Below are 18,744 nucleotides of genomic sequence, written 5' to 3' on the forward strand. Positions count from 1 at the left end.
ATATTAATGGTATAATATTTACAGATATGATAATTAATAAAAGGAAAGGATGTTTATATAATGGAAAATGATTTAACAATGCAAGAATTACTTGACCAGCAAGAACAAGTATTCAGCAAAGTGAAAGTTGGAGAATTAATAACTGGAAAAATAATTGCAGTGAGAAATGATGAAGTACAATTAGGATTAGACTACGGGTTTGATGGGATAATACCTATAAGTGAATTAAACATAGAAAAAAATCAATATATAGAAGACTTATACCATATAGGTGATGAAGTAAGTGCTGTAATAACAAAAGTATCTCAAAAAGATGGGACAATAACTTTATCTAAATTACAACTTGATAAAAGAAATGATTTTGCAGAATTACAAAAAGCTTATGATGAACATAGAATAATAACTGTAAATGTTGAAAAAAATATAGACAAAGGTGTATTTGCTAATTACAATACATATACATTTTTTATACCAATCTCTCAACTTGATACAAAGTTTATTACAGATACATCTAAATTTGTTGGTCTTAATTTAGAAGTTTATATAAGAGACTTTGATATTAGAAAGAATAGACTTGTAGCATCTCATAGAGATGTATTACAAGAACGTATAAATAAAGAGAAAGAAGAAAGAAGAGCTCAAATTAAAGCAGAAAAAGAAGCTGAAAGAGCTAGAATCAAACAAGAAAGAGAAGAAGAAAAAGCTCGTATTAAAGTAGCAAAAGAAGAATTATTTAATTCTCTTGAAGTTGGACAAAAAAGAGATGGTAAAGTAACGAAGATAATGTCTTATGGAGCATTTGTGGATATTGGTGGAATTGAAGGATTAGCACATATAAATAATTTAGCTTGGGCAAGGGTTGAAAATGTTGAAGATGTTGTTTCAGAAGGTCAAGAAGTAGAAGTTTATGTGTTAGATGTAAATAAAGATACTAAAAAAATTGCATTAGCATTAAAAGACATAAATAATGACCCATGGGATTTAATAGCAAAAGAAGTGAAAATTGATGATGTTGTTAATGCTAAGGTTCTTAGAATAATAGAAAAGGGAGCTTTTGTTCAAATTAAAGAAGGTGTAGATGCTTATTTACCGATATCTGAATTGAGCGATACTAGAGTTGCTAAAGTTACTAATATTGTTAATATTGGAGATGAAGTTAAAGTTAAAATTCTTGACTTTAAACCAAAGACTAAAAGAATGTTAGTTTCAGTAAAAGAAGCGACTAGAGAGCCAGAAGAAGATATAACAGAATACCTAGAAGTAGAGGAATCTTTAGGAAGTATTGGAGAATTATTTAAAGATAAATTTAAAGATTTAGAAGTATAAAATAATTTAAAATGGGGCTGTTTTAAAACATTACTCTGTCTATTATGACAGCTTTAGTTTTGAAATAGCCCTTTAGCTATCTACAAAAAATTATATAAAATATCAGGAGGAAACTTAATGAAAAAGTCTATTATAGATGTACATTGTCATACCTTAATAAGTGGACATGCACATAGTACTTTTAAAGAAAATGTCGAAGAAGCAGTTCATAAAAATATAAAATATCTAGGAATATCAGACCATGGACCTAATATGCCAGGAGGGCCACATCCATTTTATTTTTATAATTTACATCTACTTCCACGAAAAGTACAAGATGTAAGAGTCCTTAGAGGAATAGAAGGAAATATAATGGATTATGATGGAAATTTAGATGTTCAGGAAGATATGTTACAGCATCTAGACTATGTAATTGCAAGTCTTCATAGACCTTGTATAATTTCAGGAACAAAAGAAGAAAATACAAATGCTATTTTGAATGTAATGGATAAACCTAAAGTAAAAATAATTGGTCATCCAGATGATAGTAGATATCCTTTAGATTATGAATCTATAGTAAAGAAAGCTAAAGAAAAAAATATTCTTTTGGAAATAAATAATTCTTCATTAAGTTCAAACTCTCATAGAACTGGAACTTGGGAAAATGCAAGTCACATGTTAATGTTATGTAAAACACATGGGGTAAGAGTGATTCTTGGTACAGACTCTCATATATGTTATTCTATAGGCGAATTTGAAAATGCAGAGAAAGTTTTAAAATCAGTAGATTTCCCAGATGAATTGGTCATAAATTATCATGAAGACGAAATTATAGAGTTTTTTGATATAAATTTTTAGAATCGTGGGAGTGAAAAAATTTGAGTAAAAATAAGTTTATCTATATGAATTATTATGACAATGGTTATTTTAAAAAAGGAATGGTTATATATATGCTTTTAGCACTTGTAATTTTAGCTACAATTTTTATATATTCAACCAAAATCTTATATCTTTTATGTATAGTAACAGCAGTTTTTCTTTTTAAACAAGGACGTGATTTTTTTAATAAATATGAGGGAAAAGTGTATCTTACTCTTGATAATCATTCAATATTAATAAATAATCAATGTATATTCAGTATAAAATCCAAAAAAAATCAAAAGTTTAACTATAAAATAATAGAAAAAATAGAAGTGGTAAAAAAAGTATTAAATATATACACAGACGATTCTAATTATAAAATAAGATTGAGTGCACTGAGCTTTGAAGATGAAAAAAAATTATTAAATATTATAGACGAAAAGTTGAAAAAATTTAAGGGATAACACTATACTGTTTTCAATAGTTAGCATGGTTTATAAAATTACTTGTTAAAAATAAAAAATAAAAAAATATAGATATTTATTTTTTTTGTGTTGACAATATATTTTAATGTGTATATAATAACTATTAAATCAAAATATTTAGAAAATTTAAATGATTAAAAAAGCGATGAATAGAAGCAGTAAGAACAATGAAACTTTCAGAGAGCTAAAGTATGGTGTGATTTAGTAGTTGATAGTTCTGAACTTGTCTAGGAGCTGTTTCCTAAGATTTATGTCTTAGGATAATCGGAGTAATTCCACGTTATAGGAAATATAGTCATTATAATTATTTATGTTGGCTATTACTAAGAGAGCTTTTTAGAAAGCTAAATAGAGTGGTACCGCGAGCAAAACCTCGTCTCTAATTTTACTAGAGATGGGGTTATTTTTATTCTAATGATAAAATTAATATTTATTCTTATGAATTAAATGGGGTAGGATTGCGTCGATATAAGGTATACTGGATACAAAAAACATAAAAGGGGGAAATAACATGAAATATGGAAAGTATAAAAAGTATGGAAAAATGCAAATAGAAAATCGTAAATGGCCAGACAAAGAGATATTTAAGGCTCCAATTTGGTGTAGTGTTGATTTAAGGGATGGAAATCAATCACTACCAACACCTATGAGTGTAGATGAAAAAGTCAGAATGTTCAAAATGCTTTTAGATACAGGATTTAAGGAAATAGAAGTGGGATTTCCATCAGCATCAAATACAGAGTACACATTCTTAAGAAAATTAATAGATGAGAATATGATTCCAGATGATGTAACTATACAAGTTCTTACACAATCCAGAGCTCATCTTATAGAAAAAACATTTGAATCAATAAGAGGGTGTAAGAAAGCAATTATACATTTATATAATTCTACATCAGTTCTTCAAAGAGAAGTAGTCTTTAATATGAGTAAGCAAGAAATAATAGATATAGCAGTTGAAGGGGCAAAATTGTTCAATGAAGAGATAAAAAAATATCCAGAGACAGAGTTTACTTTTGAATATTCACCAGAAAGTTTTACAGGAACAGAAATGGATTATGCACTTGAAATATGTGAGGCAGTGATAGATGTCTGGAAGCCAACTCCACAAAAGAAAGTGATAATAAATCTTCCATCAACAGTGGAAATGGCAACACCAAATGTATACGCAGACCAAATAGAATGGTTTTGTGAAAATGTAAGTTGTAGAGATTCTATCATATTAAGTTTGCATACTCATAATGATAGAGGGACTTGTACAGCAGCAAGTGAACTTGGATTATTAGCTGGGGCAGATAGACTTGAGGGTACCTTATTTGGAAATGGTGAAAGAACTGGGAATATGGATATAGTGAATGTCGGACTTAATCTTTATACACAAGGAATAGACCCAGAGTTAGATTTTAGCAATATTGATAAGATAAGAGAAATATATGAGGGATGTACAAAACTTGTAGTCCATGATAGACATCCATATGCAGGGAATCTTGTACATTGTGCTTTTTCTGGTTCTCATCAAGATGCTATTAGAAAAGGCATGATAGCAATGAAAAACAGAGCTAATGATTACTGGGAAGTTCCATATTTACCAATAGACCCTCATGATATAGGAAGAGAATACAAAGAGATTATTAGAATAAATAGCCAATCCGGAAAAGGAGGAGCTGTTTATATAATGGAAACAGATTATGGATTTATGATACCTAAGAATATGCATTCTGATTTTGGAAATGTAGTAAAAATGGAATCTGATAGAATAGGGGAAGAACTTAGCAGTGAAGCAATATTTAACTTATTTAAGAAGGAATATATTGATGTTGAGAGCCCTTATAAAGTTAAAAAATATAAAATAAAATCAATGGATGAACTAAACTATGAAAATGATGATTCTAATGATACTAATATGATTGAGATGACCGCAAGAGTAACTTACATGGGAAATGAACAAAGAATTGTTGGTATAGGAAATGGACCTGTAGATTCATTTAATAATGCATTAAAAGAATGTGGCATGAAAGATTACAAATTCAGGTACTATTGGGAGCATGCATTAGAAGAAGGCTCACATTCAAGAGGTGTCGCTTATGTAGGGATAGAACACAATGATAAAGTCTATTTTGGTGTAAGTATATCAGAAAATATAAATACAGCAGCTATTAATGCACTTATGAACGCGATAAATAAAAGTTATATTGAGGAGGAAGTAAAAGATGGGGATGACTATGACACAGAAAATCTTAGCAAAACATGCTAATTTAAATGAGGTTAAGAAAGGGCAGCTAATTGAAGCAGATTTAGATATAGTTTTAGGAAATGATATAACATCACCAGTAGCCATTAGAGAGTTCGAAAAATTAGGTATTGAAGATGTTTATGATAAGACTAAAGTAGTAATGGTCTTAGACCACTTTGCACCTAACAAAGATATAAAAAGTGCAGAGCAATGTAAGTTTACAAGAAGTTTTGCGAAGTCAAAAGGCGTTATAAATTTCTTTGATGTAGGAGAGATGGGAATAGAACATGTTCTTCTTCCTGAAAAAGGGATAGTAACAGCTGGAGATGTAATTATAGGTGCAGATTCTCATACTTGCACATATGGAGCCTTAGGAGCATTTTCCACTGGAGTAGGCTCAACTGACATGGGAGCAGGCATGGCCACAGGAAAATGTTGGTTTAAGGTACCTGGAGCAATAAAATTTATATTGAAGAATAAACCAAATAAATGGATAAGTGGTAAAGATGTAATACTTCATATAATAGGTAAGATAGGCGTTGATGGTGCACTTTATAAGTCAATGGAGTTTTGCGGAGATGGAGTAAAGTATTTATCTATGGATGATAGATTTACTATTTGTAATATGGCAATAGAAGCAGGTGCTAAAAATGGAATTTTTTCAGTAGATGATAAAACTATGGAATATATAAATTCACATAAGTGTACAACAATAACGAAAGATGTAAATGTATATGAAGCAGATGAAGATGCTGTTTATGATGAAGTATATGAAATTGATTTAGCTGAATTAAGAGAGACAGTAGCTTTTCCTCATCTTCCTGAAAACACTAAAACAGTAGATGAGATTGATAAAGATATAAAGATAGACCAAGTTGTAATCGGTTCTTGTACAAATGGAAGAATATCAGACCTTGAAGTAGCGGCTGAAATCATGAAAGGTAAAAAAGTAGCAGATGGAGTCAGAGTAATGATATTCCCTGGAACTCAACAAGTATATCTTGAAGCTATAGAAAGGGGTTATATCACTACATTTATAGAGGCAGGAGCAGCAGTTTCCACTCCAACTTGTGGACCTTGTTTAGGAGGTCATATGGGAATACTTGCATCAGGAGAAAAATCAATTTCAACAACAAATAGGAACTTTGTAGGAAGAATGGGGCATGTTGATTCAGAAGTATATCTTTCAAGCCCAGCTGTAGCAGCAGCATCAGCTATAGCTGGTAAAATATCAAAACCATCAGAGATAATTTAAAGGAGGTAAAGTTTATGATTGCTAATGGAAGTGTTTTTAAATTCGGAGATAATATAGATACAGATGTAATAATACCAGCTAGATATTTAAATATAGCTGATTATAAAGAATTAGCTATGCATTGTATGGAGGATATTGATGATAAATTTGTTTCTAAGGTAAAAAAAGGAGACATTATAGTTGCCACTAAAAACTTTGGTTGTGGTTCATCAAGAGAACATGCTCCAATTGTAATAAAAGAAAGTGGAGTATCCTGTGTAATTGCTTCTACTTTTGCTAGAATATTCTTTAGAAACTCTATAAATATAGGGCTTCCTATACTTGAATGTGAAGAGGCTGCTAACAATATAGAAGAAGGAGATAATATAGAAGTAGATTTTTCTACAGGTGTCATAAAAAATATAACAAAAGGAAAAGAGTATAAGGCAGAACCATTTCCTGAGTTTATGCAAAATATTATACTAAATGAAGGCTTAATCAATTCAATAAAAGTAAACAGGGGGTAGTGGGTTATGAATTATAATATAGCAGTCATAAAAGGTGATGGTGTTGGACCAGAAATAATAGAAGAAGGTATAAAGGTTCTAAATAAAATTTGCTTTAAATTTAACCATAGATTCGATTGTGAATATGTATTAGCTGGAGGATGTGCTATAGATGAAACTGGAGAGGCTTTACCAAATAAAACTGTTGAAGTTTGTCGAAAAAGTGAGGCTGTATTACTTGGTGCTGTTGGAGGTCCAAAGTGGGATAAATGTAAGGGTGATATAAGACCAGAAGCAGGTCTTTTAAAGTTAAGAGAGTCATTGGGATTATTTGCCAACTTAAGACCAGCTACAATGTATGAAAGTATAAAAGAAGCTTCACCACTTAGAGCAGATATAGTTGAGAAAGGCATTGATTTTATTGTTGTGAGAGAGTTAACAGGGGGCATTTATTTTGGAGAACGTGGAAGAAAAATTATTGATGGCATTGAAAATGCTTATGATGTAGAGACATATAACGAGAATGAAATAAGAAGAATTGGAAAAAGAGCTTTTGAAATAGCTAGAGATAGAAAAGGAAAACTTATAAGTGTGGATAAGGCAAATGTGCTTGAGAGTTCAAGACTATGGAGAAGTATAATGGAAGAACTAGCTAAAGAGTTTGAGGATGTAGAGTTATCTCATATGTATGTTGATAATGCTGCGATGCAAGTTGTAAGAGACCCTAGTCAGTTTGACGTAATAGTAACTAATAATATATTTGGAGATATAATATCTGATGAAGCATCCATGATTACAGGTTCTATAGGTATGTTACCATCAGCATCACTTAGAGAAGATAGTTTTGGTATGTATGAGCCAATACATGGAAGTGCACCTGATATAGCAGGAAAAAATATTGTAAACCCAATTGCAACTATTCTATCTGTAAGCATGATGCTAAGACATAGTTTTAATTTAGAAGAGGAAGCTAAGTGTATTGAAGATGCTGTGCAAAGTGTACTTAATAAAGGCTATAGAACTAGTGATATTTATAATGGTATGGGAACTGTTGTAGGAACTAAGGAAATGGGCGAATTAATAGTAAATGAAATTTAGAATTATAATTTAATTTATATAATACAGATTGAATGTATGATTTGGGAAATTAGTAAAAAATCTGTTTTAATATAGTTTATTTTTAGAGCACAATATGGTTTTGAGTAATTTCAATTACATAAAACCATATTGTGTTTTTTTAGAAAGTAATACATAAGATTAAAGTCATCATATCGAAATAGTCTATTTTTAGTATTAGAAGTTTGCAGGTATTTAATTAATATTATATAATATATTTTAGAATTATTTAATATTAAGCAACTATCAATGTAGGTTAGGAGATGGATTTTTTGGCAAAGTATAAGGTTTTAAAGAAGCAAAATAGTAGCAAATCTTGTTTAGTTTGTGGAACACAAAATGAACTAGGACTTAAAGCAGATTTTTATGAACTTGAAAATGGAGAACTTGTATCAATTTGTAATACAAAAGATTGGCATCAGAGTTATCCAGGAAGAGTACATGGAGGTATGTCTGCTGCAATATTGGATGAGACTATTGGAAGAGCTGTAAGTATAAATGATGACCAAATTTGGGGAGTGACAGTATCTTTAGAATTGAAATATAAAAAGCCAGTGCCAACGGATGCGACTATAAAAGTTGTTGGAAGAATAACTAAAGAAAATAGGAAATTGTTTGAAGGTACAGGTGAAATCATTCTACCAAATGGAGATGTAGCAGTGACAGCAACTGGAAAATATATGAAAATGCCTATTGGTCAAATTTCAGAAGGTGACTTTTCTGATGAAGAATGGTTTTTCGAAGAATCAAAAGAAAATGTAGAATATATTGAACTTTAATTAAAAAAAGTTTATATCTAAAAAACATAAAATTAAAAAATTCTATAAAAAATATAAAATAAAAATAAATTAGCTATACTAAAAAGATTTCTCTTAATAGCATTAAATTTACATATCAAAAAAATTAATTTACATAGCTAAAAAGTCTATTTTTTTTGAGAGTATATTTCAGAATATTCAGACTTGTGATGATGTGCAAAATGAATGATTTCATAAAATATATAATAAAAATTATATATAAAAAATAAATTTTATGTTGACATAGTTAATTCAGCTTGATATTATAGTTATTAAAAATAAGGACAGTAAAAACGCTATCCATATTACAAACTAAAAAAGGGGGGAATTATAATGAGTAAGAAATTATTTATTCCTGGTCCTATTGATGTTAAAGAAGAAGTCTTGCAAAAGATGGCTACACCAATGATAGGACATAGAGGAAAAGATGCATCTGTACTCCAAAAGAGTATAAGTGAAAAAATGCAAAAACTATTCTATACAAACAACACGATACTTTTATCCACGTCATCCGGAACTGGTTTAATGGAAGGCTCCATTCGTTCCTGTACATCCAAAAAGGCAGCAGTATTTTCCTGTGGATCCTTTGGTGATAGATGGTACAAAATGGCAGTGGCTAATAATGTCCCAGCGGATATATTTAAAGTTGAATTAGGAGAGGCAACAACACCAGAAATGGTTGATAAGGTGCTTTCTACTGGAGAATACGATTTAATAACTGTAACTCACAATGAAACTTCAACTGGAATAAGAAACCCAATAGAAGAAATTGGAGAAGTTGTTAAAAAGTATAAAGATGTGGTCTACTGTGTAGACACTGTAAGTTCAGCCGGTGGAATAAAAGTCGAGGTTGATAAGATTGGAATAGATATTTGTATAACATCAGTACAAAAAGCACTGGGATTACCACCAGGAATGTCTATTTGCACATTTTCTCAAAAAGCAATCGATAGAGCTAAGCAAGTACCTTTTAGAGGAGTATATCTTGATTTGTTAGCAATGTATGAATACTTAATCAAGAAAAACTACCAATACCCTTCAACACCATCTCTTTCTCACATGTTCGCTTTAGATTTCCAATTAGATAATATATTAGATGAAGGCTTAGATAACAGGTTTAACAGACATGAAGACATGGCAAACTTAGTTAGAAACTGGGCTAAAAAACACTTCCAAATTTTTACCAATGAAAATCACTTATCCAATACACTTACTGTTATAGAAAATACTCAAGGTATTAGTGTATCAAATTTAAATTCAAAATTACAAGAACGAGGATTCCAGATAGCAAATGGCTATGGCGATTTAAAAGAAAAAACTTTTAGAATTTCACATATGGGTGACTATACTGTCGAAGATGTACAAGAATTATTAGATAATATTGATGATATATTAGGTTTTAATAAATAATATTATAAAATTATGTATTTTTAATAGAAATTTAGAATATATAGTAGAATATATTTTATAAAAATTACATATTAAATTTTTAACAAAGAATAGGGAAATTTGATATGACTTTAATAAAAAAATATTTTGAAAATTATATAAACAGAAAGTTAAACTAAATAAAGTGTTTTATGGATAAAAATACTTTAAAAAATAAAAATTGGGAAAATTAAGTGAATAAAAATTGGAGGAGTTTGTTATGTATAATATATTAATTACTGATGGAATAGAGAAAGAAGCAGCGAGAAAATTGAGAGAGTTAAATTTTAATGTGATAGAGCAGTTTTATGAAAAAGATGTTTTAGGAGATAAACTTAAAGATGTTGATGTACTTGTAGTACGTTCAGCTACTAAAGTTACTAAGGATGTAATAGATAAAGCATTAGAGGGCAAAAAATTGAAGTTAATAGTAAGAGGTGGAGTAGGATTAGATAACATAGATGTTAAATATGCAGAAGCTAATGGCATAAAAGTTATGAATACTCCAAATGCAAGTAGTATATCTGTTGCAGAGCTTACAATAGGTCAATTATTTGTACTTGCAAGATTCATAAATACTGCAAATGTAACTATGAGAGATGGAAAATGGGAGAAGAAAAAATATAAAGGTACAGAAATTAATGGAAAGACACTTGGACTTATCGGTTTTGGAAGAATTGCAAAAGAAGTTGCAAAGAGAGCCGAACTATTAGGTATGGATGTCATATATACTGACATAATGGGTGAAGCACAAGGCTTTAACAAATATAGATTCTGTGATATGGAAGAAGTTTTAGAAAAGGCAGATTTCTTATCTTTACACATACCATTTGATAAGAATAAGGGGGCAGTAATAACTGAAAAAGAAATAAACAAGATGAAAGATGGTGCTTATTTAATAAACTGTGCAAGAGGCGGTTTAGTTGATGAGAAAGATTTACTAAAAGCATTAGATGAAGGTAAATTATCAGCAGCTGCTATAGATGTTTATGAACAAGAACCTACATTAAATCTAGACTTAGTAAATCATCCAAGAGTTTCTCCTACACCTCATATTGGGGCATCTACAGTAGAAGCTCAAGAAAGAATAGGAGAAGAAATAGTAAATGTGATTCAAGATTTCTTTCTTGACTTCAATAATCTAATAGAGGTAGCATTATAAAATATTTATATAATTAGGGGGAAATGAGTAATGGCAACTATTAAACCATTTAAGGCGATTAGACCAAATAAATATATAGTAGATAAAGTAGCAGCACTTCCTTACGATGTTATGAACAGTAAAGAAGCTAGAAAAATTGCAGAAGGGAATCCATATTCATTTTTGCATATAGATAAATCAGAAATTGATTTAGATGAAGATATAGATTTATATGATGAAAAAGTTTATTTAAAAGCGCGAGAAAATTTAGATGAATTTCGACAACAAGAAATTCTAGTAAAAGATGATAAAGAGTGTATATATATATATAAACAAATCATGGATGGTAGAGCTCAAGTTGGTATAGTAGCATGCATATCAGTTGATGAAAGCTTAAATGGGACAATAAAAAAACATGAATACACTCGACCAGAAAAGGAAATTGATAGAACTAAGCATATAAAATACTGTGATGCTAATACGGGAACTATACTTGTAACTTATAAACATCAAAGATTGATAGATGATATAATCAATGATTTTATGGATAATAATGACCCTTTATACGATTTTGTAACAGATGACAAGATAGAGCATACAGTATGGAAGATTGAGAATGATGATATAATATGTAATTTAGTAGATGAATTTGGGAAATTAGATTATCTATATATTGCAGATGGTCATCATAGGACAGCTTCAGCAGAAAATGTAGCAAAAGAAATGAGAGCTAAAAATCCAAACTATACTGGAAAAGAAGAATTTAATTATTTTATAGCTATGATTGCACCAGATGAGAACTTAATGGTTTTGGATTATAATAGAGTTATCAAAGACTTAAATGGTTTAAGTGAGGAAGAATTTATAAATAAAATAAAAGAAAATTTTGAGCTAGAAGAAATAGAAGGAAAAGAAAAATATAAACCTGACAAAAAAGGAACTTTCGGGATGTATCTAGGCAATAAATGGTACAAAATGGAGGCTAATAAGAATTTATTAGAAATAGAAGACCCTGTTGATTCATTAGATATTTCTATATTACAAGACTATGTTATTGATGCTGTTTTAGGAATCGAGAATCCTAGAGTAGATAAAAGAATTGACTTTATTGGTGGTATAAGAGGTCTTGAAGAATTAGAAAAAAGAGTTAATGAAGATATGAAGATAGCTTTTGCAATGTATCCAACTAGTATTGAGGATTTGATAAGAGTAGCAGATGCAGGCAAGATAATGCCAGCAAAATCAACATGGTTTGAACCTAAAGTAAGATGTGGGCTATTTCTACATGAAATAAATGAATAATTAAACAAGGGCTAAAAAGTGAGATTTACACTTTTTAGCCCTTGTTTTTGTTCAAAGTTATATATGATATATAAACACTAGAAGATAATATTTTTAATAATAGTTACCTTTTTTTAGAAAATGGATAATTTTAATATATAGATAGCAGTATTCTATGTTATAATTTAGAATGAAAATTTATGTTTTATAATAATAAATTATATTTTCACACTTATAAAAATGAAAAAATAAAAGGACATTATGATGTTATGCTAGAATTATTATCCGATAATACATATTATTTTTTTTGTATGAAATTAAGGGGATAGTAATTAATTAGAAAAGGAATGAATATATTACATTATCAGTTTTGATAAATTAAAAATAGAGTTAGAGTTTTTAATATTTATTAAGAGTAAAGTATGAACCAAGGTTTTATAAATAAATCTGAAAGTATGTTGTTTAATTCTAATATAGGAAGAAATAAAATATTTATTAAAAAATCTTAAAAATAGGAATGAATGCAAATGTTTGCAAAATGAATAAATAATACTCGGTTTTAGTTAAATATTTTTTCTATTTTAAGATAATTTCCTACTGAAGAATTAAATAACATAATTATATAATGAGGATGTGAGTATGATTAACAGACTAAAGCCAAGAATATTAGGTATTAGTATCTTGTTTATTATTATAATTATTTTAACAGGTGGTGCTATTTTTAAGTTCAAGTTTAAATTAGATAATAAGTTAAAGGAAACCACACATACATATTTGTCCGAGTTTACAGAACATAATATAATTAATCTCAAGACAAAACTTAGTGGTCAATTTGACATGCTTGAATCTATTGCTAATTTTATTGGAAATTTGAACAATATAAATGATGAAATGGTAATTGATTTAATGGATTCTAGTGTAAATCGAAGTTCTTTAACTAGTATGACTGTTTCTAGATTGGATGGAAAAAGTTATTCTAATGATGGAATCATCAGTAATATTCAACATAGAGATTACTTTAAAAAAGCTAAGAATGGGGAAAGGAATATATCAGAGCCTTTAAAATCTAGTATCGATAAAAAAGAAATAATAGTTTTATCAGCACCCATTTATAAAAGTGGGAAAATAGTGGGTGTTTTAAGTGGAATTTATGATTCAACAAAGTTAAATGAATTATTAGGATTATCAGCATTTGATGAAAAGGCAGATGTTTTTGTTGCAAAAAAAAATGGAGATATAATTGCTCAAAGTACAAATAGTAAAATGATATCCTGTATATTTAAACTTTTCAACAAAGATAATTGTAATGAAGTAGATTGTATAAAAACCATAAAAGAAAATATGAAAAATGATAAATCGGGATATTCTAATTATAATTTAGATAATGAGAAATTTATGCTAAATTATCGACCACTTGGGATTAATGATTGGTATGTTTTTTCTGTTGTACCAAATGAAATAGTGTCTATTCAGTCAGAAAATATATCTTATGATGTATATATATTCGCATTGGAAATACTACTAGTTATATTGATTTTCATAGTATACATAGCCTACATTATAAATAATAATACTAGGGTCATTATAAACGAAAAAGAAAAGTTTAAAGCACTTACAGATAATATACTAGGAGGTGTTAAAAACTGTCTGAAAGATGAATATATGACTATGTCATATGTAAGTCAAGGGTTTCTAGAACTTACAGGTTACTCTGATGAAGATTTAAATAGAATATTTAAAAATAAATTTAAAGATATGATTTACAAAGAAGATATAGACAAGTTTAATCGTACTATCCTAAATCAGTTAGAAAAACAAGATAAAATTGAAGTTGAATATAGAATTGTAAAAAAAGATGGAAGTATAATTTGGATTTTAGAGAGAAGTAAATCTATAAAGGATAACAAAGGAAATGAGTGTATTCAGGGAGTTTTAACTGATATAACAGAACTTAAAAAGACACAAGAAGAGCTAAATTCAAAACGATTTGAAATAGAAGCTATTAATAATAATATTGTTGGTGGTATAGTTATAACTGAGATAAATGATGATTTTGACAGTATATATTTAAATGAAGGATATTTAAATATGATTGGATATACACGTAAACAACTGAAAGACGAACTAAATAATAAGTTAATAAAACTGATTTTTAAAGATGATAGAAGAGGACTTATTGATAGTATTAATGAACAACTCAAAATAAGTGATACATTTGCGAGTGAACAAAGAATAGAGAAAAGGGATGGAACTATTATATGGATTTTATTAAAAGGTAGAAAAATAGTTTATGAAGATGGGAAATCTGTATTATGTAGTGTTATTGTAGATATTACTTCTGCTAAACTATTAGAACAACAGCTTAAAAAAAGTGAAGAACGTCATGAGATTATTATAAAACAGACTCAAAATATCATAGTAGAATGGGATATAGAAAAAGACCAAATGAATATTTCACCAAACTGGTATAATAAGTTTGGCTATGACCCTATAACCGAAAATGCAACAAAAAATCTAATTAAATCAGTAGATATATATCAGGATGATATGGATAAATTTATTTCATTAATTAAACTTACTTCAGAAGGTAGTGAATATGAAGAGTGTGAAATTAGACTTAGAATTAGGGATACTACTTATGCCTGGTTTAGCATAAAGGCAACAACACTTTTTGATGATAATGGAATGCCTTATAAGGTTGTAGGGAGTTTGACTGATATTGATGAGGTAAAGCGAGAAGCTGAAAAATTGAAAGAAAGGGCAGAAAAAGACCCTTTGACAGACTTATATAATAAAAAAGCATCTCAATCGCTTATAGAAGAGTACATAACATTAGATAAAAAAAGAAAAGGTGCTTTAATGATTATTGATATTGATGATTTTAAAGGAATAAATGACAATTTAGGGCATTTATATGGGGATGCTGTGTTAAGTGAAATTGCAAGTGATTTAATTAATTTATTTAGGGCATCTGATATAGTAGGAAGAATTGGTGGAGACGAGTTTATTGTTTTTATGAAAGACGTTTCTGAAATAAGAGATATTATAAATAAAGCTGAAGAATTGGTTAAAGCCTTTGAAAGGTCTTTTGTAGGGGCAGGAAACAATTATAAGATATCCTTAAGTGTAGGGATTGCTAGATTTCCACAAGATGGTCTGGACTATATGCAGCTATTTAGACGTGCAGACATAGCTCTTTATTCAGCTAAAGGAAAAGGTAAAAATTGTTATACATTATATGATAAAAGAATTGATAAAGCACAATATATAACTAATACAAGAAATACGTATGAAAATGTCAATATAGATAGGACTTTTAAAGAACATATAACAAACTATATATTTGATATACTATATGAATCAAACGATATAGAAATGGCAGTAAACTTAATTCTAGATATTGTAGGTAGGCATTTTAATGTAAGTCGTGTCTATATATTTGAAAACTCAGATGACAATTTAACTTGTAAGAATACATTTGAATGGTGCAATGAGGGGATAAGTTCAGAAATTGATAATCTTAAAAATATTTATTATGATGATTTAGGCAATTATCTTTTAAACTTTAATGCAGATGGATTATTTTATTGTAATGATATTGATAGTTTGGGTAGTGATGAGAAAAAAATACTTAAGCCACAAGATATACGTTCAATATTACAATGCAAAATTTTGGAGGGTGATGAATTTAGAGGGTTTGTAGGTTTTGATGAATGTTCATATAATCGTATGTGGACTAGTGATGAAGTAAATACACTAACCTTTATATCTAAAACACTTAGTATGTTTTTATTAAAAATGCGTATACAAAACAAGCTAGAAGAGTCTTTAAAGATTCAAAAGTCTGTAATGGACAATATGGATATATGGGCGTATGTTGTTGATAGAAATACTTATGAATTGTTATTTATAAATAAAAAAATGCTTGAGTCAGCACCAAATACTCATATAGGGGATTTATGTTATAAGGCAATCTTAAACAATCAAAACAAACCTTGTAAAAAATGTCCTATGAGGCATTTAAAAGATAGCAGTGATACTTGTAAATCATTTATGCGTAATAAAAAATTTGATATAAATGCAAATATAACTACAACTACTCTGAAATGGTTTGATGGTAAAGATGCATGCTTAATATTTGGGAATGAAGTAAGTAGTTTTGAGCCTGAAGAAAATGTTTAAAATATAGTATTATGAATTTACTTAAAATCACAATTTAAATTTATTAGACTTAAAATGTCTATATAAATTATTTAAGTTGTGGTTTTAAGTATTTTTTGTGATATAATTAAGCGTTAAGAACAAAATAAAAAGATACTTTTGTATGAAAAATATTTGTTAAATATATATTGAGCAGGTGATAATATGGAAAATAAGTTTTTACCAATAAGTAAACAAGACATGATAGATAGAGGATGGGAAGAATTAGATTTTGTTCTAGTTACAGGAGACGCATATGTAGACCATCATAGTTTTGGGACAGCAATAATATCTAGGGTTTTAGAGAATGCTGGATATAAGGTTGGAATAATAGCACAACCAGATTGGAAGACTACAGACGACTTTATGAGGTTAGGAAAGCCTAGACTTGGATTCTTAGTCAATGCAGGAAATATGGATTCAATGGTTAACCATTATTCTGTTAGCAAAAAACACAGAGATAAAGATATGTATTCTCCAGGTGGAAAAATGGGTTATAGACCAGATAGAGCGACTATAGTTTATTGCAATAAAATAAGAGAAGCATATAGCGATGTTGCAATAATCATAGGTGGTATTGAGGCCAGTTTAAGAAGATTTGCACACTATGATTATTGGAGTGATAAGGTTAGAAAATCTATGTTAATAGATAGTGGTGCTGATTTATTAGTTTATGGTATGAGTGAAAAGCAGATTGTAGAGGTGGCAAATGCACTTAATGATGGATATGCCCCAAGATATATTAGACACATTGATGGGACATGTTATGTTGCAGATACTTTGGATGAAATATATGATAAATATATATTAATTCCATCATATAAAGAAATATGTGAAGACAAAATGAAATATGTAGAGGCTTTTAAAATTCAATATGATGAGCAAGACCCATTTAGAGGAAATGTAATTGTTCAACCTCAAGGAGGTAAGTATTTAGTACAAAATAAGCCAGAAAAGCCTCTTAGCAGAGAAGAATTAGATGAAGTATATGGTTTACCATATCAAAAAACATACCATCCTGTATATGAAAAATTTGGTGGTATACCAGCGATAGAAGAAGTTAAATTTAGTATAGTAAGCTCAAGAGGATGTTTTGGAAGTTGTTCATTTTGTGCAATAACATTTCATCAAGGGAGAGCAGTTCAAAGTAGAAGTGAAAAATCAATTATTGATGAAGCAATAGGAATAACAAATTTAGATGATTTTAAAGGATATATACATGATGTTGGGGGGCCAACAGCTAATTTTAGAAGGCCAGCATGTAATAAACAAATTACTAAAGGTGCTTGTAAAAATAGACAATGTCTATCACCATCACCATGTAAAAATTTAGATGCAGACCATAGTGAGTATCTACATTTACTTAGAGCAGTAAGAAAATTACCTAAAATAAAAAAAGTATTTGTGCGTTCTGGTATCAGATATGATTATGTAATGGCAGATAAAAACAATAAGTTCCTTAGAGAATTGATAGAGCATCATGTAAGTGGTCAATTGAAGGTAGCACCAGAGCATATATCAGAAGAAGTTTTAAAATATATGCAAAAACCAGCAGGAAAAACTTATGATAAGTTTAGACAGAAGTTTTTTGCTATAAATGAAGAATTGGGTAAAAAGCAATATTTAATACCATACTTAATGTCTAGCCATCCTGGTTCAACATTAAATAGTGCTATAGAGTTAGCTGAGTATTTAAGGGATACTCATTATCAACCAGAGCAGGTTCAAGACTTTTATCCTACGCCTGGAACTCTATCTACGACAATGTTTTATACAGGTATAGACCCACTTACAATGCAGCCAGTTTATGTACCTAAAGCAAAACGTGACAAGGCAATGCAAAGGGCTTTATTACAGTATAGAGCACCTAGAAATTATGAATTAGTATATTCTGCATTAGTAGAAGCTGGGAGAGAAGACTTAATTGGTTTTGGGCATAGATGTCTGATAAAGCCAAGAGATGAGAAGCCTTATTTTAATAGAAATAATTCTAAGAAAAATACATCTAAAGGTGTAAATAAAAATAAAAGAGCCAATACAAATAACAAAACTAATAAGAATCAACAAAAAAGTTCAACTAAGAAAAAGAAAAGATATTAGAAGATAATATAAATAAAAAGATTTAAATAAGAAGGATAATTCGATAAATTAACAGAA

At 29.2% G+C, this 18,744-nt stretch carries 13 protein-coding genes and 1 other annotated feature; all 13 genes read left to right on the forward strand.

Translation table 11 applies throughout. The annotated features are described in order from the left end of the window. Positions 1–60 precede the first annotated feature (60 nt). The gene (locus KGF38_RS13520) at positions 61–1,326 is read left to right on the forward strand and encodes a 30S ribosomal protein S1 (RefSeq protein WP_054269530.1); all 1,266 of its coding nucleotides are present in this window, start codon (positions 61–63) and stop codon (positions 1,324–1,326) included. A 117-nt stretch (positions 1,327–1,443) separates the two neighbouring features. Further along, positions 1,444–2,163, forward strand: a complete 720-nt coding sequence (locus KGF38_RS13525; protein WP_054269531.1) for a phosphatase — start codon at positions 1,444–1,446, stop codon at positions 2,161–2,163. 44 nt (positions 2,164–2,207) lie between these two features. Then, positions 2,208–2,630, forward strand: a complete 423-nt coding sequence (locus KGF38_RS13530) for a hypothetical protein (RefSeq protein WP_227832459.1) — start codon at positions 2,208–2,210, stop codon at positions 2,628–2,630. Positions 2,631–2,787: 157 nt separating this feature from the next. Next, positions 2,788–3,035: a binding site (T-box leader), on the forward strand. A gap of 127 nt (positions 3,036–3,162) precedes the next feature. Further along, complete coding sequence (gene leuA / locus KGF38_RS13535; RefSeq protein ID WP_074178275.1) at positions 3,163–4,905, forward strand: 2-isopropylmalate synthase; 1,743 nt, start codon at positions 3,163–3,165, stop codon at positions 4,903–4,905. Next, positions 4,862–6,139 (forward strand): 3-isopropylmalate dehydratase large subunit, encoded by a 1,278-nt coding sequence (leuC, locus tag KGF38_RS13540; RefSeq protein ID WP_074178274.1) that lies wholly within the window; start codon positions 4,862–4,864, stop codon positions 6,137–6,139. Before leuA ends, leuC begins: the two co-directional genes overlap by 44 nt. Positions 6,140–6,153: 14 nt before the next feature. Beyond that, positions 6,154–6,645 (forward strand): 3-isopropylmalate dehydratase small subunit, encoded by a 492-nt coding sequence (gene leuD, locus KGF38_RS13545; RefSeq protein WP_054269535.1) that lies wholly within the window; start codon positions 6,154–6,156, stop codon positions 6,643–6,645. A 6-nt stretch (positions 6,646–6,651) separates the two neighbouring features. After that, positions 6,652–7,722, forward strand: a complete 1,071-nt coding sequence (gene leuB / locus KGF38_RS13550) for a 3-isopropylmalate dehydrogenase (protein WP_054269536.1) — start codon at positions 6,652–6,654, stop codon at positions 7,720–7,722. 281 nt (positions 7,723–8,003) lie between these two features. Beyond that, positions 8,004–8,519: a PaaI family thioesterase gene (locus KGF38_RS13555; protein WP_054269537.1), complete on the forward strand. Its 516-nt coding sequence runs from the start codon at positions 8,004–8,006 to the stop codon at positions 8,517–8,519. Between the two features lie 351 nt (positions 8,520–8,870). Continuing rightward, positions 8,871–9,947, forward strand: coding sequence for a pyridoxal-phosphate-dependent aminotransferase family protein (locus KGF38_RS13560; RefSeq protein WP_021383755.1), 1,077 nt, complete (start codon positions 8,871–8,873; stop codon positions 9,945–9,947). 238 nt (positions 9,948–10,185) lie between these two features. Then, a complete protein-coding gene (locus tag KGF38_RS13565) occupies positions 10,186–11,127 on the forward strand; it encodes a D-2-hydroxyacid dehydrogenase (RefSeq protein ID WP_054269538.1) in 942 nt (313 codons plus the stop codon). A gap of 30 nt (positions 11,128–11,157) precedes the next feature. Next, complete coding sequence (locus tag KGF38_RS13570) at positions 11,158–12,408, forward strand: DUF1015 domain-containing protein (RefSeq protein ID WP_074178273.1); 1,251 nt, start codon at positions 11,158–11,160, stop codon at positions 12,406–12,408. A 618-nt stretch (positions 12,409–13,026) separates the two neighbouring features. Then, a complete protein-coding gene (locus tag KGF38_RS13575) occupies positions 13,027–16,569 on the forward strand; it encodes a diguanylate cyclase domain-containing protein (RefSeq protein WP_074178272.1) in 3,543 nt (1,180 codons plus the stop codon). A 183-nt stretch (positions 16,570–16,752) separates the two neighbouring features. Further along, positions 16,753–18,687 carry a YgiQ family radical SAM protein gene (locus tag KGF38_RS13580; protein ID WP_074178271.1) on the forward strand — a complete coding sequence of 645 codons (1,935 nt, stop codon included), beginning with the start codon at positions 16,753–16,755 and terminating at the stop codon, positions 18,685–18,687. The last annotated feature ends 57 nt before the right edge of the window (positions 18,688–18,744 follow it).

This window comes from Clostridioides sp. ZZV14-6387 (genome assembly GCF_020657835.1).
Classification (GTDB): Bacteria; Bacillota; Clostridia; order Peptostreptococcales; family Peptostreptococcaceae; genus Clostridioides; species Clostridioides difficile_A.